Source organism: Streptomyces sp. NBC_01426 (assembly GCF_036231985.1).
GTDB lineage: Bacteria > Actinomycetota > Actinomycetes > Streptomycetales > Streptomycetaceae > Streptomyces.
The window spans coordinates 5,578,989-5,599,191 of sequence record NZ_CP109500.1; the positions used below are offsets into that span (position 1 = coordinate 5,578,989).

Annotated in this window: 19 protein-coding genes and 1 pseudogene; 13 read left to right on the forward strand and 7 right to left on the reverse strand. The window is 71.5% G+C overall.

Annotation, left to right across the window (positions count from 1 at the left end):
- Window positions 1-25 precede the first annotated feature (25 nt).
- The gene (locus OG906_RS24765; protein ID WP_329445850.1) at window positions 26-715 is read right to left on the reverse strand and encodes a hypothetical protein; all 690 of its coding nucleotides are present in this window, start codon (window positions 713-715) and stop codon (window positions 26-28) included.
- 62 nt (window positions 716-777) lie between these two features.
- A complete protein-coding gene (locus tag OG906_RS24770; protein WP_329445851.1) occupies window positions 778-2,103 on the reverse strand; it encodes a DUF2252 domain-containing protein in 1,326 nt (441 codons plus the stop codon).
- Window positions 2,104-2,272: 169 nt separating this feature from the next.
- On the opposite strand from OG906_RS24770, the gene dnaE reads away from it, so the two are divergent.
- Window positions 2,273-5,815, forward strand: coding sequence for a DNA polymerase III subunit alpha (gene dnaE, locus OG906_RS24775; protein ID WP_267800872.1), 3,543 nt, complete (start codon window positions 2,273-2,275; stop codon window positions 5,813-5,815).
- Between the two features lie 156 nt (window positions 5,816-5,971).
- On the opposite strand, the gene OG906_RS24780 is transcribed toward dnaE, so the two are convergent.
- Window positions 5,972-6,139 carry a hypothetical protein gene (locus OG906_RS24780; protein ID WP_329445853.1) on the reverse strand — a complete coding sequence of 56 codons (168 nt, stop codon included), beginning with the start codon at window positions 6,137-6,139 and terminating at the stop codon, window positions 5,972-5,974.
- Window positions 6,140-6,361: 222 nt separating this feature from the next.
- Between OG906_RS24780 and OG906_RS24785 the strand changes: the two genes are divergently transcribed.
- The 4 genes from OG906_RS24785 to OG906_RS24800 are packed head-to-tail and all read left to right on the forward strand — an operon-like array spanning window position 6,362 to window position 10,172.
- Window positions 6,362-7,645, forward strand: coding sequence for an NYN domain-containing protein (locus OG906_RS24785; protein WP_385644114.1), 1,284 nt, complete (start codon window positions 6,362-6,364; stop codon window positions 7,643-7,645).
- 28 nt (window positions 7,646-7,673) lie between these two features.
- Window positions 7,674-8,714 (forward strand): ABC transporter ATP-binding protein, encoded by a 1,041-nt coding sequence (locus OG906_RS24790; RefSeq protein WP_443067414.1) that lies wholly within the window; start codon window positions 7,674-7,676, stop codon window positions 8,712-8,714.
- On the forward strand, window positions 8,690-9,481 hold the full coding sequence (locus OG906_RS24795; protein ID WP_386936978.1) for an ABC transporter permease: 792 nt from the start codon (window positions 8,690-8,692) through the stop codon (window positions 9,479-9,481). The genes OG906_RS24790 and OG906_RS24795 overlap by 25 nt, the downstream gene beginning before the upstream one ends.
- 34 nt (window positions 9,482-9,515) lie before the next feature.
- The gene (locus OG906_RS24800; protein ID WP_267800862.1) at window positions 9,516-10,172 is read left to right on the forward strand and encodes a hypothetical protein; all 657 of its coding nucleotides are present in this window, start codon (window positions 9,516-9,518) and stop codon (window positions 10,170-10,172) included.
- Window positions 10,173-10,212: 40 nt separating this feature from the next.
- Here OG906_RS24800 and ybaK read toward each other — a convergent pair whose 3' ends face one another.
- The 3 genes from ybaK to OG906_RS24815 are packed head-to-tail and all read right to left on the reverse strand — an operon-like array spanning window position 10,213 to window position 13,074.
- The gene (ybaK, locus tag OG906_RS24805; RefSeq protein ID WP_329445859.1) at window positions 10,213-10,704 is read right to left on the reverse strand and encodes a Cys-tRNA(Pro) deacylase; all 492 of its coding nucleotides are present in this window, start codon (window positions 10,702-10,704) and stop codon (window positions 10,213-10,215) included.
- A complete protein-coding gene (locus OG906_RS24810) occupies window positions 10,704-11,441 on the reverse strand; it encodes an LON peptidase substrate-binding domain-containing protein (protein ID WP_267800858.1) in 738 nt (245 codons plus the stop codon). Before OG906_RS24810 ends, ybaK begins: the two co-directional genes overlap by 1 nt.
- A 34-nt stretch (window positions 11,442-11,475) precedes the next feature.
- On the reverse strand, window positions 11,476-13,074 hold the full coding sequence (locus OG906_RS24815; RefSeq protein ID WP_267800856.1) for an oxidoreductase: 1,599 nt from the start codon (window positions 13,072-13,074) through the stop codon (window positions 11,476-11,478).
- Between the two features lie 126 nt (window positions 13,075-13,200).
- On the opposite strand from OG906_RS24815, the gene hisD reads away from it, so the two are divergent.
- From hisD to OG906_RS24835, 4 genes are read left to right on the forward strand one after another with little or no spacing between them, the layout of a single operon-like run.
- Window positions 13,201-14,541, forward strand: a complete 1,341-nt coding sequence (hisD, locus tag OG906_RS24820; protein ID WP_329445862.1) for a histidinol dehydrogenase — start codon at window positions 13,201-13,203, stop codon at window positions 14,539-14,541.
- Entirely contained in the window at window positions 14,538-15,659 is a 1,122-nt protein-coding gene (locus OG906_RS24825; RefSeq protein ID WP_329445864.1) for a histidinol-phosphate transaminase, read from the forward strand. The genes hisD and OG906_RS24825 overlap by 4 nt, the downstream gene beginning before the upstream one ends.
- Window positions 15,656-16,249, forward strand: a complete 594-nt coding sequence (gene hisB / locus OG906_RS24830; RefSeq protein ID WP_267800852.1) for an imidazoleglycerol-phosphate dehydratase HisB — start codon at window positions 15,656-15,658, stop codon at window positions 16,247-16,249. The genes OG906_RS24825 and hisB overlap by 4 nt, the downstream gene beginning before the upstream one ends.
- Window positions 16,250-16,251: 2 nt before the next feature.
- Window positions 16,252-16,419 (forward strand): hypothetical protein, encoded by a 168-nt coding sequence (locus OG906_RS24835; protein WP_053682210.1) that lies wholly within the window; start codon window positions 16,252-16,254, stop codon window positions 16,417-16,419.
- Window positions 16,420-16,432: 13 nt separating this feature from the next.
- Here the strand turns inward: OG906_RS24835 and OG906_RS24840 are convergent.
- A pseudogene (locus tag OG906_RS24840) lies at window positions 16,433-17,503 on the reverse strand (RNA-guided endonuclease InsQ/TnpB family protein); the annotation flags it as partial.
- 159 nt (window positions 17,504-17,662) lie between these two features.
- Here OG906_RS24840 and hisH point away from each other — a divergent pair.
- Genes hisH through hisF form a run of 4 tightly spaced genes read left to right on the forward strand, consistent with a single transcriptional unit; the run spans window position 17,663 to window position 20,203 of the window.
- Window positions 17,663-18,322, forward strand: coding sequence for an imidazole glycerol phosphate synthase subunit HisH (gene hisH, locus OG906_RS24845; RefSeq protein ID WP_329445867.1), 660 nt, complete (start codon window positions 17,663-17,665; stop codon window positions 18,320-18,322).
- Entirely contained in the window at window positions 18,322-19,059 is a 738-nt protein-coding gene (gene priA / locus OG906_RS24850; protein ID WP_329445869.1) for a bifunctional 1-(5-phosphoribosyl)-5-((5-phosphoribosylamino)methylideneamino)imidazole-4-carboxamide isomerase/phosphoribosylanthranilate isomerase PriA, read from the forward strand. The genes hisH and priA overlap by 1 nt, the downstream gene beginning before the upstream one ends.
- Window positions 19,056-19,451 carry a RidA family protein gene (locus tag OG906_RS24855; protein ID WP_267800845.1) on the forward strand — a complete coding sequence of 132 codons (396 nt, stop codon included), beginning with the start codon at window positions 19,056-19,058 and terminating at the stop codon, window positions 19,449-19,451. The genes priA and OG906_RS24855 overlap by 4 nt, the downstream gene beginning before the upstream one ends.
- The gene (gene hisF, locus OG906_RS24860) at window positions 19,448-20,203 is read left to right on the forward strand and encodes an imidazole glycerol phosphate synthase subunit HisF (protein WP_267800844.1); all 756 of its coding nucleotides are present in this window, start codon (window positions 19,448-19,450) and stop codon (window positions 20,201-20,203) included. Before OG906_RS24855 ends, hisF begins: the two co-directional genes overlap by 4 nt.

A 20,203-nucleotide genomic window follows, 5' to 3' on the forward strand; every position in this document is an offset into this window, starting at 1 on the left:
GAAGAGGGGGAATGCCGTACGCGTGTCAGACGCTCGCGAGCGTCCCGCGCACGGGCGGTCCCCTCCGCCCCACGGAATGTGCCGGGAACCGGGTACGGGCCCCCGAGCCCGGCCGCGGCGGGCATGCCCGCCGGCGCGCCGGACCGGCGATCGCCGAGACCGAGGCCACCGCCAGCAGCAGCGGCCGGAAGGCGAAGGCGGCCACGGCCCGCAGCAGCCGGCCCAGTGCCCGCTCGCCGTACCGCAGCCACGCGGCGGCCAGCATCCCGACCGCGACGTGCCCGCCCAGCAGCAGCCAGGGCGTCCAGGCCCCCGCCGCGGCGGCCAGCGCGCCCGGATCGGTCACGGGGCCGGGCACACCGGCCAACTGCCCGCCGACCGGGGTGCCCCCGCACAGTTCGTCCAGGCCCAGCGCACGCAGCGGACCGGCGACCGGGCCGCCCGCGGGGCCGTAACAGAGGTGCTGCCCGGCGGTGAAGACGGTGTCGGCCGCCAGCTCCAGCGGCACCAGCAACCCGGCGATCGGGCCGAAGCCGCGCTCCCGGCCGGCCAGCGCGAACGCCAGGGCGAACACCCCCGCGAAGGAACCGGCCACCAGCGCGGGCGGCAACGGCACCCGGGACATGAGGACGTGCGAGCCCGCGGAGAGCAGCACGACGAACGCGCTGAACAGCGCGGCTCGCAGCCCCCGGAGTCCTGCCCCTGATATGTCCATCGCCGCGAGTCTTTCACGACTCCCTGTGAATCGGAGGCCCCGGGTTCCCGACGGCCCGTCCGCTACGACGTGATCCGGCCGTTGCGGAACAGATCGACGAAGATCTGGTGGTCGGCGCGCGCCCGGGCCCCGTAGGCGTGGGCGAAGTCGACCAGCAGCTCCGGGAAGCCGACCTCGTCGGCGGCGATCGCCGCGTCGATGGCCCGCTCCGTGGAGAAGGGCACCAGGGACTGGCCGCTCTCCGCCTCGTCCGCCGCCGCGTGCATCGTCGCCGTGGCCCGACCCAGGTCGGCGACCACCGCCGCGATCTCCTCGGGGTCGTCCAGGTCCGACCAGTCCAGGTCCACCGCGTACGGGGAGACCTCCGCCACCAGCTGCCCGGAGCCGTCCAGCTCCGTCCAGCCCAGCCACGGGTCGGCGTGCGCCTGGAGGGCCCGCTGCGAGATCACCGTGCGGTGCCCCTCGTGCTGGAAGTAGTCCCGCACCGACCGCTCGGTGATGTGCCGGGACACCGCCGGGGTCTGCGCCTGCTTGAGGTAGATCACGACGTCGTTCTCCAGGGCGTCGCTGTGCCCCTCCAGCAGGATGTTGTACGAGGGCAGGCCGGCCGAGCCGATCCCGACGCCCCGCCGCCCCACCACGTCCTTGACCCGGTAGGAGTCCGGGCGCACCAGGGACTCCTCCGGCAGGGTCTCCAGGTACCCGTCGAAGGCGGCCAGCACCTTGTACCGGGTGGCGGCGTCCAGCTCGATGGTGCCGGGGCCCGCCGTGAAGCGGCGCTCGTAGTCCCGGATCTCCGTCATCGAGTCGAGGAGCGAGAAGCGGGTCCGCGCGCGGGCGGCGCGCAGGGCGGCCAGCAGCGGGCCGTCGGCGGTGTCCAGGGTGAAGGAGGGGACCTCCTCGTGCTTGGCGCCGGTGGCCAGGGCGTGGATCCGCTCCCGGTAGGCGGCCGCGTAGATCCGCACGAGCCCGCTGATCTGCTCGTCGCTGAGCGCCTTGGTGTAGCCGATCAGGGCGATGGAGGCGGCGAAGCGCTTCAGGTCCCAGGTGAAGGGGCCGACGTAGGCCTCGTCGAAGTCGTTGACGTTGAAGACGAGGCGGCCGTTGGAATCCATGTACGTGCCGAAGTTCTCGGCGTGCAGATCGCCGTGGATCCACACCCGGCCGGTCCGCTCGTCCAGGTACGGGCCGCCGTGCCGGTCGCGCTCCAGGTCGGCGTAGAAGAGGCAGGCCGTCCCCCGGTAGAAGGCGAACGCGGACGCCGCCATCTTGCGGAACTTCACCTGGAAGGCAGCGGGGTCGGCGGCGAGGAGCTCACCGAAGGCGGTGTCGAACACATCGAGTATCTGCTCGGCGCGCTGCTCGTTCGTCGTCTCGGGAACCGCCATGGCGGGTGCCTCCTGGTGGCGCTGGATCGATCGCGTGCGGAAGGTGTGGAATCGGACACCGTCCCTGGGTCTGCAACGGATGACCGTACCCGTCGGTGCCCGTTTTCTGTCACTCGGGAGACGTAGACTTCGAGGCTGCCCCCCTCACTCCCGCCCGGAGGACTCCACCGTGACCAAGGCGCCGTTCACGCACCTGCACGTCCACACCCAGTATTCGCTGCTGGACGGTGCCGCGCGGCTGAAGGACATGTTCAACGCGTGCAACGAGATGGGCATGTCGCACATCGCCATGTCCGATCACGGCAACCTGCACGGCGCCTATGACTTCTTCCACACCGCGAAGAAGGCCGGGGTCACCCCGATCATCGGCATCGAGGCGTACGTCGCGCCGGAGTCCCGCCGCAACAAGCGCAGGATCCAGTGGGGGCAACCGCACCAGAAGCGCGACGACGTGTCCGGTTCGGGTGGATACACGCACAAGACGATCTGGGCGGCGAACGCGACCGGCCTGAACAACCTCTTCCGGCTGTCCTCCGACGCGTACGCCGAGGGCTGGCTCACGAAGTGGCCCCGGATGGACAAGGAGACCATCTCCAAGTGGTCCGAGGGGCTGATCGCCTCCACCGGCTGCCCCTCCGGCGAGCTCCAGACCCGACTGCGCCTCGGCCAGTTCGACGAGGCCCTCAAGGCCGCCTCCGAGTACCAGGACATCTTCGGCAAGGAGCGGTACTTCCTGGAGCTGATGGACCACGGCATCGAGATCGAGCGCCGGGTCCGCGACGGACTCCTGGAGATCGGCAAGAAGCTCGGCATCCCGCCGCTGGTCACGAACGACTCGCACTACACCTACGCCGCCGAGGCCACCGCCCACGACGCGCTGCTGTGCATCCAGACCGGCAAGAACCTCTCCGACCCGGACCGCTTCCGCTTCGACGGCACCGGCTACTACCTGAAGTCCACGGAGGAGATGTACGCCATCGACTCCTCGGACGCCTGGCAGGAAGGCTGCGCCAACACCCGGCTGGTCGCGGAGCAGGTCGACACCGAGGGCATGTTCCAGTTCCGGAACCTGATGCCGAAGTTCGACATCCCGGACGGCTACACCGAGGTCACCTGGTTCCGTGAGGAGACCATGCGCGGCATGGACCGCCGCTACCCCGGGGGCATTCCGGACGACCGGATGAAGCAGGCCGAGTACGAGATGGACACGATCATCTCGATGGGCTTCCCCGGCTACTTCCTCGTGGTCGCCGACTTCATCATGTGGGCCAAGAACCAGGGCATCGCGGTCGGCCCGGGGCGAGGCTCCGCAGCCGGCTCGATCGTCGCGTACGCCATGGGCATCACCGACCTCGACCCGCTCACCCACGGTCTGATCTTCGAGCGCTTCCTGAACCCCGAGCGCGTCTCCATGCCCGATGTCGACATCGACTTCGACGAGCGCAGGCGCGTCGAGGTGATCCGGTACGTGACCGAGAAGTACGGCGCCGACAAGGTCGCCATGATCGGCACCTACGGCACCATCAAGGCCAAGAACGCGATCAAGGACTCCGCCCGCGTCCTCGGCTACCCGTACGCCATGGGCGACCGGCTCACCAAGGCCATGCCCGCCGACGTCCTCGGCAAGGGCATCCCGCTCTCCGGCATCCTCGACCCCAAGCACCCGCGCTACGGCGAGGCCGGCGAGATCCGCGGGATGTACGAGAACGAGCCCGACGTGAAGAAGGTCATCGACACCGCCATGGGCGTCGAGGGCCTGGTCCGGCAGATGGGCGTGCACGCCGCCGGCGTGATCATGTCCAGCGAGACGATCACCGACCACGTGCCCGTCTGGGTACGGCACACCGACGGCGTCACCATCACCCAGTGGGACTACCCGAGCTGCGAGTCGCTCGGCCTGCTGAAGATGGACTTCCTCGGCCTGCGCAACCTCACGATCATGGACGACGCCGTCAAGATGGTGAAGGCCAACAAGGGGATCGACATCGATCTCCTCGGCCTCCCGCTCGACGACCCCAAGACCTTCGAACTGCTCGGCCGCGGTGACACCCTCGGCGTCTTCCAGTTCGACGGCGGCCCCATGCGCTCCCTGCTGCGCCTGATGAAGCCCGACAACTTCGAGGACATCTCCGCCGTCTCGGCCCTGTACCGGCCGGGCCCGATGGGCATGAACTCGCACACGAACTACGCCCTGCGCAAGAACAAGCAGCAGGAGATCACCCCGATCCACCCGGAGCTGGAAGGGCCCCTCGAAGAGGTCCTCGCGGTCACCTACGGCCTGATCGTGTACCAGGAGCAGGTGCAGAAGGCCGCGCAGATCATCGCCGGCTACTCGCTCGGCGAGGCCGACATCCTGCGCCGCGTGATGGGCAAGAAGAAGCCCGAGGAGCTGGCGAAGAACTTCGTCATCTTCGAGGAGGGGGCCAAGAAGAAGGGCTTCAGCGACCAGGCGATCAAGGCGCTGTGGGACGTCCTGGTGCCCTTCGCCGGCTACGCCTTCAACAAGGCCCACTCGGCCGCGTACGGACTGGTCTCCTACTGGACCGCCTACCTCAAGGCGAACTTCCCCGCCGAGTACATGGCGGGCCTGCTCACCTCGGTCAAGGACGACAAGGACAAGTCCGCGATCTACCTGAACGAGTGCCGGCGCATGGGCATCAAGGTGCTCCCGCCGAACGTGAACGAGTCCGAGCCGAACTTCGCCGCCCAGGGCGACGACGTGATCCTCTTCGGCCTCACCGCCGTCCGCAACGTCGGCAACAACGTCGTCGACTCGATCATCAAGACGAGGAAGGCCAAGGGGAAGTACTCGACCTTCCCCGACTTCCTGGACAAGGTCGAGGCCGTCGTCTGCAACAAGCGGACGGTCGAGTCGCTGATCAAGGCCGGCGCCTTCGACGAGATGGGCCACACGCGCAAGGGCCTGGTCGCCCACCACGAACCGATGATCGACAACGTGGTCGCGGTGAAGCGCAAGGAGGCCGAGGGACAGTTCGACCTCTTCGGCGGGATGGGTGACGAGGGCGCGAGCGACGAGCCGGGCTTCGGCCTCGACGTCGAGTTCTCCGACGTGGAGTGGGAGAAGTCGTACCTGCTCGCCCAGGAGCGCGAGATGCTCGGCCTCTACGTCTCCGACCACCCGCTCTTCGGCCTGGAACACGTCCTCTCCGACAAGACGGACGCGGGCATCTCCCAGCTCACCGGCGGCGAGCACTCCGACGGCGCGGTCGTCACCATCGGCGGCATCATCTCGGGCCTCCAGCGCAAGATGACCAAGCAGGGCAACGCCTGGGCCATCGCCACCGTCGAGGACCTGGCCGGCTCCATCGAGTGCATGTTCTTCCCGGCCACCTACCAGCTCGTCTCCACCCAGCTGGTCGAGGACACGGTCGTCTTCGTCAAGGGCCGCCTGGACAAGCGCGAGGACGTGCCGCGGCTGGTGGCGATGGAAATGATGGTTCCCGACCTCTCCTCGGCCGGCACCAACGCGCCCGTCGTCCTCACCATCCCGACCGTCAAGGTGACCCCGCCGATGGTGACCCGTCTGGGCGAGATCCTGCGCCACCACCACGGCAACACCGAGGTGCGGATCAAGCTCCAGGGGCCGCGCACCACCACCGTGCTCCGCCTCGACAAGCACCGGGTCAAGCCCGACCCGGCGCTGTTCGGCGACCTGAAGGTGCTGCTCGGCCCGGCCTGCCTGGCCGGCTAGCCGCCGCCGGCGGCGGCACGCCGCGCACGAGCGGCGCCACGCCGCGCACGAGACGAGGAAGGGCGCGCCCGGGGAACCGGGCGCGCCCTTCGTCCTGTCCGGCCGATCAGCCGCGGGTGGTGCCGGCCGTCGGTCGGGTCGGTGCTGTCGGCCGGGTCAGTTGTGGCCGAACTTCTTTTCCTTGCGCTTGCCGGCCATGTGCATCGGACTCGGCGCCGACGGCGAGGGCTCGGGCGTGGATTCCATCGAGCTCTTGCCCGGATCCTGCGCCGACGAGCGTTCCTGGGGCTTGGCGGGCTGCTGGCGGTTCTTGTTCTTGGCCATGGGAAGCCTCCGTGGGGGGTGTAGGGGCCAGGGCCGCCTTCACACTCACATACCACCATAAACCGCGCATTTTGGATCATTACTGCGCGTAGCCGGTGCCCCGTTCGCCGGTAGTCGGGAGATACGCCACGCCGATGATCGAGTTCCGGCCGTCAACGTCCTTGCGGTCGGGCAGACTCGGGGAAAACTTATCGAGGACCCCCAGGGAAGAGGGTGGAACGCGTGGACCGCTGCGTCGTCCTGGTGGACGCCGGCTATCTGCTGGGCGCCGCCGCGAGCCTTCTCGCAGGGGAGCCCTCCCGCTCCCGCATCACCGTCGACCACGCCGCCCTCATCCAGGGCCTGCGCGAACGGGCGGAGGCGGACACCGAACAGCCCCTGCTGCGGATCTACTGGTTCGACGGCGCGCCCGACCGGGTGCCCCAGCCCGAACACCGCAGGCTGCGCGTGATGCCCCGCGTCACCGTCCGGCTCGGCGCGCTGACCCGCAGCGACGGCCGCTGGGCCCAGAAGGGCGTGGACGCGGCCATGCACGCCGAGCTGACCGAGCTGGCCCGCAACCGCGCCTGTTCCGACGTGGTCCTGGTGACCGGCGACGGCGACCTGCTGCCCGGTCTGATGTCCGCCAAGGAACACGGGGTCGCCGTCCACCTGTGGGCCGTCCAGGCCGCCGACGGGGACTACAACCAGTCCGAGGACCTCGTCGCCGAGGCCGACGAACGCCGGGTCCTGGACCGTGCCTGGATCACCCGGGCCGTCCGCGCCAAGGACCTCGCCGGCCTGTGCTCCCCGGCCCCCGCGCCGCGCCCGGAGATCGCCGCGATCCTTTCCGCGCCGCTGCCCGAGGCGGCCCTGGCCGAGGCCGCCCGCAACGGCGCCTCCACCACCGCGGCGGACGCCGCCGAGCGCGGCGCGCCCGTACCGCCGCCCGTCACCGAAGGCACACGGCCCGTCCCCACGCCCAAGGACCTGGCCGCCCTGCGCGCCCCCGGGGCCGCCGCCCCCACCCACAACGGCCAGTCGGCCGCCCCCGCCGGGAGCGCCCTGCGCTGGTCCTCCGACAAGGGCTGGGTCGACCGGGCCGGACCGCTCGGGGAACCCGCCGAGACCGCCTCGCTGCCCACCCTCGCCCAACTCACCTCCGCCGAACAGCGTTGGGCCGACCGCGAGGAGGACATCACCACCGTCGGCGGCGATCCCTTCGAGGTCGGCCAGGTCTTCGCGCGCCGCTGGATGGAACGGCTCCCCGAGAGCGTCCACCTCCAGAAACTGGCCACCATGTACCCCCGGATCCCGCACCGCATCGACGGTGAGCTGCTGCGCTACGCCGCCCGCTTCGGACTCCTCGCGCACAAGGACGACCAGATCGACGAGCACGACCGCTACGCCATCCGGGCCGGCTTCTGGCGGGAGATCGACGTCCGGGCGGCCGCCGAACACGTGGCCGGTCCGCCCGCCGCGGTGCCCGCGCCGCCGGGGACGCCGACGCCCCCGGCGGCCGAGTGAGGGCGGAAGCCGCGTAGGCTGCTCCCTCGTGAGTACGGGCACAGCATCAGCCAGGCAGGGCACGGCAGCAGCCGCGGAAGCGGCCTCCGACGTGGTTTGCGCGGTGCGTGACCTGGTCAAGACGTACCCCGCCGTACGCGGCCGGCGCGGCGCGCCCGCCCTGCCCGAGACCCGCGCCACCGACGGGATCTCCCTGGACGTGGGACGCGGCGAGATCTTCGGCCTCCTCGGGCCCAACGGCGCCGGCAAGTCCACGCTCGTCCGCCAGTTGACCGGCCTCATGAAGCCCGACGCGGGCTCCGTCACCCTGCTCGGCCACGACCTCGTGCGCCACCCCGAGCGCGCCTCGCGACTGCTCGCCTACCTCGGGCAGGAATCCACCGCCCTGGACGAGCTCACGGTGTCCCTGGCCGCCGAGACCACGGGCCGGCTGCGCGGGCTCGACGCGCGGGCCGCACGGGCCGCACGCGACGAGGTCCTGGAGGAACTCGGCCTGACCGGGATCGCCGGCCGGGCCCTGAAGAAGCTCTCCGGCGGACAACGCCGGCTGGCCTGCTTCGCCGCCGCCCTCGTCGGCGAACGGGCCGTCCTGGTCCTCGACGAACCCACCACCGGCATGGACCCGGTCGCCCGACGGGCCGTCTGGGCCGCCGTGGACCGGCGCCGCGCGCAACACGGCGCCACCGTGCTGCTCGTCACCCACAACGTCATAGAGGCCGAGACCGTGCTGGACCGGGTCGCCGTCATCGACCAGGGCAAGGTCATCGCCTGCGACACGCCGGCCGGGCTCAGGGCCAAGGTCTCCGGCGAGGTCAGGCTGGAACTGGTGTGGCGGACCACCGCGCCGCTGGAGGTGCCGGAGGTCGCGGCGCTGGCCCCGCGGGCCGCCGAGTCGGGAAGGCGGTGGGTGCTCAGGCTGGGCCCCGACGAGGCGCGCGCCGCGGTCGCCGCCGTGACCGGCAGCCCCGCCTTCGCCGCGCTCGACGACTTCACTCTGGCCACGCCGAGCCTGGAGGACGTCTACCTGGCCCTGGGCGGGCGCGTATCGAAGGGGCTGGTCAAGTCGTGAGTGCCGCCGCTGTCGGAGTGCTGGCTCCCCGAGCCCGCTTCTTCCCGGCGCTGGCCGCCGTGTACCGGGCGCAGTTGTCCCGGGCGCGCGTGGCGCGGATCCCGCTGCTGTTCGTGGCGACCTTCCAGTCCGTCGGGATCATGATCCTGATGCGGGGCGTGGTCGACGGGGGCTCCGAGGCCCGCGCCGTCGTCGCCGGCTCGTCCGTCCTGGTCGTCGCCTTCGTCGCGCTGAACCTGCTCGCCCAGTACTTCGGTCAGCTCCGGGCCAGTGGCGGGCTCGACCACTACGCGACCCTGCCGGTACCGCCCGCGTCCGTCGTGCTCGGCGCGGCCGCCGCGTACGCCTCCTTCACCCTGCCGGGAACCCTGGTCACGGCCCTCTTCGGCTGCCTCCTGTTCGGGCTGCCGATGGGCGGGCTGTGGATCCTGGCCGCCGTGGTGCCGCTCGCCGGTGCCGCGCTGGCCGGACTCGGCGCCGCGCTGGGCCTGCTCGCCCCCCGGCAGGAACTGGCCACGCTGGCCGGACAGCTCGGCATGTCGGCCGCGCTGCTGCTGGGCGTCCTGCCGCCCGAGCGGATGCCCGAGGTCGTCGTCTGGGCGCGGGACCTGCTGCCGTCCACGTACGGCGTCGAGGCCTTCGCCCGCACCTTCGAGCCGCACCCCGACTGGGCGGCGGTCCTCCTCGACCTCGGGGTGTGCGCGGTGGTCGGCGCGCTGTCCCTCGCCGTCGCCACCTGGGCGTACCGCCGCGCGGCGGTCCGCTGAGGCCGGTGCCCGCCGCACCTGGCACGATGTGGGGGTGACCGAAGCCGTGACCCCGCCGCCGTCCCCGTTCGACCCGCCGGCGCTCCCGCCCGAGAAGCCGCGCGACGCCGCCGGGGGGATCACCCCCGCCGACGTCCGAGACGGGGCCGGCGTCGCCCTCGTGGTGGCGGTGGCGGGCGTCCTGCTCGGGGTGTTGTGGGTCTGGCTCGCGCCCAGGGTCCAGTACGTGTCCAACGGGGAGGCCGTCTTCCTGCGGGACACCGAGAGCGAGTCCCGGATCGGGTCCGACGCCACCTTCCTGCTGCTCGCCGCCGGATTCGGGCTGCTGAGCGGGGTGGGGACCTTCCTGTGGCGGCGCCGGGGCGGCGTGCCGCTCGTCGTCGGTCTCGCGGTGGGGTCCTGCTTCGCCGCGCTGGTGGGGTGGCGGCTGGGTCTGTGGCTCGGCCCCACGTCCGACCTGGCGGCGGCGGCGCTGAAGGCGGGCAAGGGCGTCCCCTTCGACGCGCCGCTCCAGCTGCTGGCCCACGGGGTGCTGCTGGCGTGGCCGATGGTCGCGGTGGCCGCCCACCTGGGCCTGACGGCCGCGTTCACGCCGAAGGATCCCGAGCCGGACTTCGAGTGGTACGGCGCGCCCTACCCGCCCGCGCACGCCCACGCCAACGACCCGTCGCCCGAGCCGCCCCGCCCCTGACCTCACCGGCGCCCGACCCCGAAGGGTCGGGCCGAACGGGCTACGGGCGGGAGATGGGGGCCAGCACGGCCCCCAGGAGCTCCGTCAACGTCGCCGGCGGGAGTTCGACCTCCAGGCCGCGACGGCCCGCCGAGACACAGATCGTCGGGTGGGCGGTCGCCGAGGCGTCGAGCACCGTCCGCAGCCGCTTGCGCTGACCCAGCGGCGAGATGCCGCCCAGGACGTAGCCCGTGGTGCGCTCCGCCAGGACCGGATCGGCCATCGAGGCCCGCTTGGCGCCCACGGCCACCGCCAGGGCCTTCAGGTCCAGCGATCCCGACACCGGGACCACCGCCACCGTGAGCACCCCGTCCACGTCCGTGACGAGCGTCTTGAACACCTGCGTGGGGGAGACCCCCATCGCCTCCGCGGCCTCCTGGCCGTACGAGGGGTGCGCGGGGTCGTGCTCGTAGGAGTGCACCGTGAACTCCGCCGCCGCCGCGGTGAGGGCCGCTATCGCCGGGGTCGCCGCCCCGGGCTTCTTCTTCGCCATCAGTTCGGGCTCGTCGGCGCGCGCGTCAGGTCCACCGCGGGCAGCGACGGCAGATGGCGGATCACGGCCGTCTCGGCGCGCAGCAGTTTCAGTTCCTCCGCGAGCCGGGTCGCCGTGTCCGGCGCCTGGAGCAGCCGCTGCTTCGCGGGGATGTCGAGCACCGCCGCCGCGGCGACCAGGTACGAGACCACCGACGGTTCGTCCGGCAGCTCGGCGCCCGTCAGCGATCGCTCACGGGCCCCCGCCAGCCGCTTCTGGTAGTTCCGGAACGCCCGCAACACGCCCTCGGCGAGCGCCCCCGCGCCCTCGCCCGAGTCCTCGGGGAGTTCCTCCAGCTCCGCGACCAGGAACGGCCCCGACGCGTCGACCGACAGCAGGCGGACCCGGGAGGTCCCGGTGGCCAGCACCTCGAAACTGCCGTCCTCCCGCTCCCGGATCGTCGCGGCGTCCGCGACGCAACCCACCCGGTGGAACGCCTGGATCGGGTCCGCGCCGAAACCGGCCGTCGGACCCCGCTCGGGCAGCGCCGTCGGATCGGGCAGGCCGGGCGCGGTCGGCGCGACCTCCCGGCCGTCGCGGATCGCGACGACCGCGAAGCGCCGCGGCTCGTCCTCGCCCGTCTTCAGCAGCTCGCGCATCATGGCGCGATAGCGCTCCTCGAAGATGTTCAGCGGCAACACGAGGCCGGGGAACAGCACCGAGTTCAGCGGGAAGAGTGGCAGGCGAACGGTGGTCACGAGGCACAGGGTAGTGGTCGCGGGGCTGCGGCGGTCACCCCCGCCGCAGCAGCCGCGACGCGCCCGCCGCCACCGTCGTGGCCAGGATCCACCCCAGCACGACCAGGGCCGCCGCTCCCCACTGCCAACCACCCCGCAGATCCCACTGCCCCTCCTGCCCGAAATCGACGACCGGGAGCAGCAGATCGAGCGCGTACAGGGCGGCGTTCCAGTGCGGATGCTCGTCCGTCTTGATCGCCGGCGGGTCGAGCCGGGAGAACAGCAGCGAGCCCGCCGCCCACAGCACCGCCATCCACAGGGCCGCCCGGCCCGGCCGGTAGCCGTACACCACCGTCCAGTCCTGGAGGTACCCCCAGGCCTTCGCCGCGGGCGGCAGCGTGGCCCGGCGCCGGCGCTGCTTGGCCAGCAGCACCATCCGGGCGTCCGCGTCCTCGCCGCTCGCCCGCAGGACCGCCGCGAGCCGCTCGTACGGCTCCGGCGAGTAGTCGGGCGTGGCGGCCTCCACCCAGGCCAGCCGGCGGGCCAGCGGGAAGTGACCCCGGGGCGCGAGCAGCTCGTACGAGCACCCCTCCATCGACAGCCGGCCCGGTCCCGGCCAGCTGGTCGACATGTCGACCAGCTTGACCACCTTGGCCCCGGACAGCACCACCCTGCCCCGCTCCGGCTGCTCGCCGACGAACCGCAGCTCGGGCGTCTGGATCCGCCGCAGGGACAGCTCCTGCTCCGCAGACAGCAGGAACCGGGCCCCGTAGAAGTCGATCGCGTCGCCGAACCGGCCGTCGTCCAGCCGCATCCCGCCCTCGCACTCGAAGGCCTGCGCCCGCCGGCCGCCGAGCGGGGTCTCGCCCAGCCCGTACGGAGGCGTGTGGGTCCCCGAATCGCCGGGGGAGTGGTCCAGGGCCACCGAGGTCAGGTACAAGGTCCGCTCCACGGTGAGCTGTGGGGCGTTCAGCGCGCGCCGCCCCGACGGGTTGCGCAGCCGGGCGCCGCGCAGGCTCATCGACACGCCGACCTTGGCGCCGCGCAGACTGACCTCCCCGTACGCCTCCAGCATCTCGCCCTGGAAGTCCTGCGCCACCGCCATCCCGTCGGCGGCGATCGCCCGACCCTTGTTGTCGCGCTGCACCACCGCCTGGCTGATCAGCAGGTCGGTGCCGATCTGCGCGTCCGTCAGCCGTATGCCCCGCGCCACGCGGCAGCGCGGCAGGTGCAGATCGCCCTCGGTGTGCAGCCGGGCCGCCTCCAGCCGCGGTATCGCGCAGTTGACCAGGCGCAACGTGCCGAACCGGGCCTCGGACAGCTGGATCTCGCTGTCGAAGCGGCAGGACTGGAACTCCACGTACGGCTCGACAGTGCCCCCGGACAGGTCCAGCCGCCCGCTGATCCGCACCCCGCGCAGCTTCAACGAGGCGACCCGGCCCGGCACCGGCGGCGGGCCGTGGAGCAGCAGCAGGGCGACCGTCCGGGCCCGGACGGTGCGCTCCGGACCCCACACCCGGTCGGAATGCGGGTCGTCCCGGCCGGCGGCGCGCGCACTGAGGTCGCAGACACCGCCCGTCCGGTACGCCTGCCACATCCGCAGCTCGGCGGCGGTCGCGTCGGCGGGCTCCCCGCCCGCGCGCGCCTCGGTCATGGCGGTCCCCCTCCGCTCGTCCTTCACACCCAGGGGAACGCTAAGGGGCGGCGGTGACGTCCGGGGCGTGTATCAGCCAGTGATACGGGCGAACGGTGCCGGGAGACGGTCTGAGAGAATTGGCAGGTGATCTCTCGTATCGACCTGCGCGGCAACACCCTCCCCGAGGGTGGCGCCCTGCGCGATCTGCTGCCCCGTGCCGAGTTCGACGTGGAAGCCGCCCTGGACAAGGTGCGGCCCATCTGCGAGGACGTCCATCATCGTGGCACGGCGGCGCTGATCGAGTACGCGCGGAAGTTCGACGGGGTCGAGCTCTCGCAGGTCCGGGTGCCCGAGCAGGCCGTCAAGGCCGCCCTGGAGCAGTTGGACCCGGCCGTGCGCGCCGCCCTGGAGGAGTCCATCCGGCGCGCCCGGATCGTGCACCGCAACCAGCGCCGCAGCGAGCACACCACCCAGGTGGTCCCCGGCGGAACCGTGACCGAGAAGTGGGTTCCGGTCGAGCGCGTGGGCCTGTACGCGCCCGGCGGCCGCTCGGTGTACCCGTCCTCCGTCGTGATGAACGTGGTGCCGGCCCAGGAGGCGGGCGTCGAGTCCATCGCGCTCGCGTCCCCGCCGCAGAAGCCCGCTTTCCCGGGAGACCCTGCCGGCGGTCTGCCGCACCCCACGATCCTCGCCGCCTGCGCGCTGCTCGGCGTGGACGAGGTGTACGCGGTCGGCGGCGCCCAGGCCGTCGCGATGTTCGCGTACGGCACGGACGAGTGCGCCCCGGCGAACATGGTGACCGGCCCCGGCAACATCTGGGTCGCCGCCGCCAAGCGCTACTTCACCGGGAAGATCGGCATCGACACCGAGGCCGGCCCCACCGAGATCGCCGTCCTCGCGGACTCCACGGCCGACCCGGTGCACGTCGCCGCCGACCTGATCAGCCAGGCCGAGCACGACCCGCTGGCCGCCGCCGTCCTCGTCACCGACTCCGTCGAGCTCGCGGACGCCGTGGAGCGGGAGCTGGAGCCGCAGGTCGCCGCGACCAAGCACGTCGAGGACCGGATCAAGCCCGCGCTCGCTGGCCGGCAGTCCGCGATCGTGCTGGTGGACAGCCTGGAGGACGGCCTCAAGGTGGTCGACGCGTACGGCGCCGAGCACCTGGAGGTGCAGACCGTCGACGCCGCCGCCTGGGCCGCCCGGGTCCGCAACGCCGGCGCGATCTTCGTCGGCCCCTGGGCCCCGGTCTCCCTCGGCGACTACTGCGCGGGCTCGAACCACGTGCTGCCCACCGGCGGCTGCGCCTGCCACTCCTCCGGCCTGTCCGTGCAGTCCTTCCTGCGCGGCATCCACATCGTCGACTACACGCGGGACGCCCTCGCCGAGGTCACCCACCATGTGGTGACGCTGGCGGAGGCCGAGGACCTGCCCGCGCACGGCGCGGCCCTCAAGGCGCGCTTCGGATGGAAGGTCCCCCAGGCATGACCGGCATCGACGACCTCCCCATCCGGGACGAGCTGCGCGGCAAGTCCCCCTACGGCGCCCCGCAGCTCGACGTGCCCGTCCAGCTGAACACCAACGAGAACCCGTACGAGCTCCCCGAGGAACTGGTGCGGCGCATCGCCGAACGCGTGGCCGAGGCCGCCCGCACCCTCAACCGCTACCCCGACCGGGACGCGATCGAGCTGCGGACCGAGCTGGCCGCCTACCTCACCCGTACCGGCAAGCACCCGGTCGCGCGCGAGAACGTCTGGGCCGCCAACGGATCCAACGAGGTCCTCCAGCAGCTCCTCCAGACCTTCGGCGGCCCCGGCCGCACCGCGATGGGCTTCGAGCCCTCGTACTCGATGCACGCGCTGATCGCCCGCGGCACCGGCACCGGCTGGATCTCCGGCCCGCGCCGGGACGACTTCACCATCGACGCGGAGGCGGCCGAGCGGGCCATCGCCGAGCACGCGCCGGACGTCGTCTTCATCACCTCGCCCAACAACCCCACGGGCACCGCCGTCGGGGCGGAGACCGTCCTCGCGCTCTACGAGGCCGCGCAGGCGGCGCGCGCCGATCGAGGTTCGGCCTCCCTCGTCGTCGTGGACGAGGCGTACGTGGAGTTCAGCCACCACGACTCGCTCCTGCCGCTGATCGAGGGTCGCCCGTGCCTGGTGGTCTCCCGGACCATGTCCAAGGCCTTCGGCGCCGCCGGGCTGCGCCTGGGCTACCTGGCCGCGCACCCCGCCGTGGTCGACGCCGTGCAGCTCGTACGCCTGCCGTACCACCTGTCGGCCGTCACCCAGGCGACCGCGCTGGCCGCGCTGGAGCACACCGACACCCTCCTGGGCTACGTGGAGCAGCTCAAGGCCGAGCGCGACCGCCTCGTCGAGGAGCTGCGGGCCATCGGCTTCGAGGTCACCGAGTCCGACGCGAACTTCATCCAGTTCGGGAAGTTCGACGACTCCCACACCGCTTGGGAAAAGATCCTCGACCAGGGCGTCCTGGTCCGGGACAACGGCGTGCCGGGATGGCTGCGGGTCACCGCGGGCACCCCGGCCGAGAACGACGCGTTCCTGGAAGCGGTTCGCGCACTGAAGAAGGAGCAGCACGCATGAGCCGCATCGGACGGGTCGAACGGACCACGAAGGAGACCTCGGTCGTCGTCGAGATAAACCTCGACGGCACCGGCAAGGTCGACGTCTCGACGGGCGTGGGCTTCTACGACCACATGCTCGACCAGCTCGGCCGCCACGGCCTCTTCGACCTCACCGTGAAGACCGAGGGCGACCTGCACATCGACAGCCACCACACCATCGAGGACAGCGCCCTCGCGCTCGGCGCCGCCTTCAAGCAGGCCCTCGGCGACAAGGTCGGCATCTACCGCTTCGGCAACTGCACCGTCCCGTTGGACGAGTCGCTCGCCCAGGTGACCGTCGACCTGTCCGGCCGCCCCTACCTCGTGCACACCGAGCCCGAGAACATGGCGCCGATGATCGGCAGCTACGACACGACGATGACCCGACACATCTTCGAGTCCTTCGTCGCGCAGGCCCAGATCGCCCTGCACATCCACGTCCCGTACGGGCGCAACGCCCACCACATCGTGGAGTGCCAGTTCAAGGCGCTGGCCCGCGCCCTGCGCTACGCCGCCGAGTTCGACCCGCGCGCCGCCGGGATCCTGCCCTCCACGAAGGGCGCCCTCTAACCGTGACCGGCCTCAACACCATCCTGATCGTCGTCGGCCTCTTCCTCGCCGGCGGCGTCTACTCCTTCCACAAGCAGAAGATGCCCCTGTCGCTGGTCGTCCTGCTCGCCATCGGCTCCGCGATGTGTCTCGCCGCCGGAGTCCTGCGGATCCAAGGAATCTGGGATTGACCTCCTTCCCTCCCTACGAGGAGGGGAGTCCCACCCTCACGGGTGGGGTTTCCTGTTTCACCACGGACCGCCCCAACCGAGAGGAGGACTCCCGATGAGGTCTTACACCCGCTCCACAGGCAGCGACCGCCAGCCCGGCGGCCAGAAGATTGATCGCGGCGTTCCCGTCCCGGTCGTGGGTCGTTCCGCAGTTCTCGCACGTCCACTCGCGGACGTGCAGGGGCATCGTGTCGGCCGAGGTCCCGCAGACCGAGCACAGGCGTGTGCTGGGGAACCACCGGTCGGTGGTGACCAGCATGCGTCCGTACCAGGCCGCCTTGTACTCCAGCATGGAGCGCAGCTCACGCCAGCCCGCATCGCTGACGGCCCGGGCGAGCGTGTGATTCCTCAGCAAGTTCTTGACGGTGAGGTCCTCGATCACGAGCGTTTGGTTTTCGCGCACGAGTCGAGTCGTCAGTTTGTGCAGATGATCCCGGCGGCGATCGGCAATGAGGGCGTGGATCCTGGCCCCGCGGGTGCGGGCCTTGGCTCGGTTCTTGCTTTCCTTCTCCTTCCGGGCCAGCGCCCTTTGTGCACGCGCCAGCCGGTCGCGGTCCCTGCGCTCATGTCGGGGATTGGGGATCTTCTCGCCGGTCGAGAGGGTGACCAGTACGGTCAGTCCGACGTCGATGCCCACCGCATTCGTGGTGGCGGGCATCGGGGCAGGGGTGTCCTCGCACAACAGGGACACGAACCAGCGCCCGGCACTGTCCCGGGAGACCGTCACGGTGCTCGGTGCCGCCCCAGCGGGGAGGGGGCGCGACCACACGATGTCCAACGGCTCGGCCATCTTCGCGAGCGTCAGGTGACCGTCGGCGTAGCGGAACGCACTGCGCGTGTACTCGGCCGAGGCCCGGGACTTCCGCTTCGACTTGAAGCGGGGGTACTTCGCCCGCTTTCCCCAAAACCCCGCGCACGCACTCTGCAGATGCCGCAGTGCCTGCTGCAACGGCACCGAGGAGACCTCGGCCAGGTACGCCGGCTCCTCGGTCCGCTTCCATGTCGTGAGCAGCGCCGACGTCTGTCCGTACCCCATTCGCTCTTGAACGCCCGCTTCACCACAGAGGAAGTTCCCACGCCCCGGACGCTGGGGGCGGTCACGATCCGAACACAAGTACAGATCACGGCTTCACGCAGCGGCACCGCGCCTGGGCGCGTTCCCTACCTGGCTGCAGCCGGGAGTTTTCACGCAAGGAGGTTTGGGATGAGCGCTGCTAGTCCCGCCAGACCGACCAAGAAGGTCGTCGTCTTCGACTACGGCTTCGGCAACGTCCGCTCCGCCGAACGCGCCCTCGCACGCGTCGGCGCCGACGTCGAGATCACCCGCGACTACGACAAGGCCATGGACGCCGACGGACTCCTCGTCCCCGGTGTCGGCGCCTTCGCCGCCTGCATGCGGGGCCTCAAGGACGCCCGCGGCGACTGGATCATCGGCCGCCGGCTCTCCGGCGGCCGCCCCGTCATGGGCATCTGCGTGGGCATGCAGATCCTCTTCGAGCGCGGCATCGAACACGGCGTGGAGACCGAGGGCCTCGACGAGTGGCCCGGTACGGTCGGACCGCTCAAGGCCCCCGTCGTCCCGCACATGGGGTGGAACACCGTCGACGCGCCGGCCGACAGCCAGGCCTTCGCCGGCCTGGACGCGGACGCCCGCTTCTACTTCGTCCACTCGTACGCGGCGCGCGACTGGAGCCTGGAAGTCACCAACCCGCTGATCCGCGCCCCCAAGGTCACCTGGGCCACGCACGGCGAGCCCTTCGTCGCGGCGGTGGAGAACGGGGCCCTGTGGGCCACCCAGTTCCACCCCGAGAAGTCCGGCGACGCCGGGGCCCGGCTCCTCACCAACTGGATCGAGACCCTCTGATGACCGTGACCTCAGCGAAGCTGGAACTCCTCCCCGCGGTCGACGTCCGCGACGGCCAGGCCGTCCGCCTCGTCCACGGGGTGTCCGGCAGCGAGACCTCCTACGGCTCCCCGCTGGAGGCGGCCCTCGCCTGGCAGGCCTCCGGCGCCGAATGGCTCCACCTGGTCGACCTCGACGCCGCCTTCGGCACGGGCGACAACCGTGCCCTGGTCGCCGAGATCACCGGCGCCATGGACATCAAGGTCGAACTCTCCGGCGGCATCCGCGACGACGCCTCGCTCGCCGCGGCCCTCGCCACCGGCTGCACCCGCGTCAACCTGGGCACCGCCGCCCTGGAGACCCCCGAGTGGGCCGCCAGGGCCATCGCCGAGCACGGCGACAGGATCGCGGTCGGCCTCGACGTGCGCGGCACCACCCTCAAGGGCCGCGGCTGGACCAGCGAGGGCGGCGACCTCTACGAGACCCTCGCCCGCCTGGACGCCGAGGGCTGCGCCCGCTACGTCGTCACCGACATCGGCAAGGACGGCACGCTGACCGGCCCCAACCTGGAGCTGCTGAAGAACGTCTGCGCCGCCACCGACCGGCCCGTCGTGGCGTCCGGCGGCATCTCCTCGCTGGACGACCTGCGGGCCCTGTCCGCGCTCGTCCCGCAGGGCGTCGAGGGCGCCATCGTCGGAAAGGCCCTGTACGCCAAGGCCTTCACCCTGGAAGAAGCCCTGAAGGTGGTCTCCGCATGAGCTCTCCCGACCAGGTACGACGCATCTCCTCCGGTGGCGCCTACGAGGACGTCATCGGCTACTCCCGCGCCGTACAGCTCCCCAACGGCCTGGTCCTCGTCTCCGGCTGCACCGCCGCCGACGGGGGCGGCCCGTACGACCAGGCCATCACGGCCTTCGGCGTCGCCTTCAAGGCCCTGGAGCAGGCCGGGCTCGGCCCCGAGCACGTGGTGCGCACCCGCATGTACCTCACGCACGCCCGTGACGTGGAGGACGTCGGCCGCGCCCACAAGGAGCTGTTCGACGCGGTGCGGCCCGCCGCATCCATGATCATCGTCTCCGGTTTCGTCGACCCCTCCATGGTCGTCGAAGTGGAGGTCGAAGCCTTCGGTCCGTCAGGAGCCACCGCATGACCCTCGCCGTACGGGTGATCCCCTGCCTGGACGTGGACAACGGCCGCGTGGTCAAGGGAGTCAACTTCCAGAACCTGCGCGACGCCGGCGACCCGGTGGAGATGGCCAAGCTGTACGACGCCGAGGGCGCCGACGAGCTGACGTTCCTCGACATCACCGCCTCCTCCGGTAACCGCGAGACCACCTACGACGTGGTGCGCCGCACCGCCGAACAGGTCTTCATCCCGCTGACCGTCGGCGGCGGCGTACGCACCGCCGACGACGTCGACAAGCTGCTGCGGGCGGGCGCCGACAAGGTGGGCGTCAACACGGCCGCCATCGCCCGCCCCGAGCTGATCCGGGAGATCGCCGAGCGGTTCGGACGACAGGTCCTCGTGCTGTCCGTGGACGCCCGCCGCACCGCCTCCGGCTCCTTCGAGGTCACCACCCACGGCGGCCGGCAGAGCGCCGGCATCGACGCCGTCGAATGGGCCCACCGGGCGGCCGAACTCGGCGCCGGGGAAATCCTGTTGAACTCGATGGACGCGGACGGTACGAAGGACGGCTACGACACGGAGATGATCGCGGCCGTGCGCAGGCACGTCACGGTGCCGGTGATCGCCTCCGGCGGCGCCGGCAGGCTGGAGCACTTCCCGCCGGCCATCGAGGCCGGCGCGGACGCGGTACTCGCCGCGTCGGTGTTCCACTTCGGCGACCTGCGCATCGGCCAGGTCAAGGACGCGCTGCGGGGGGCCGGCCACCCGGTGCGCTGA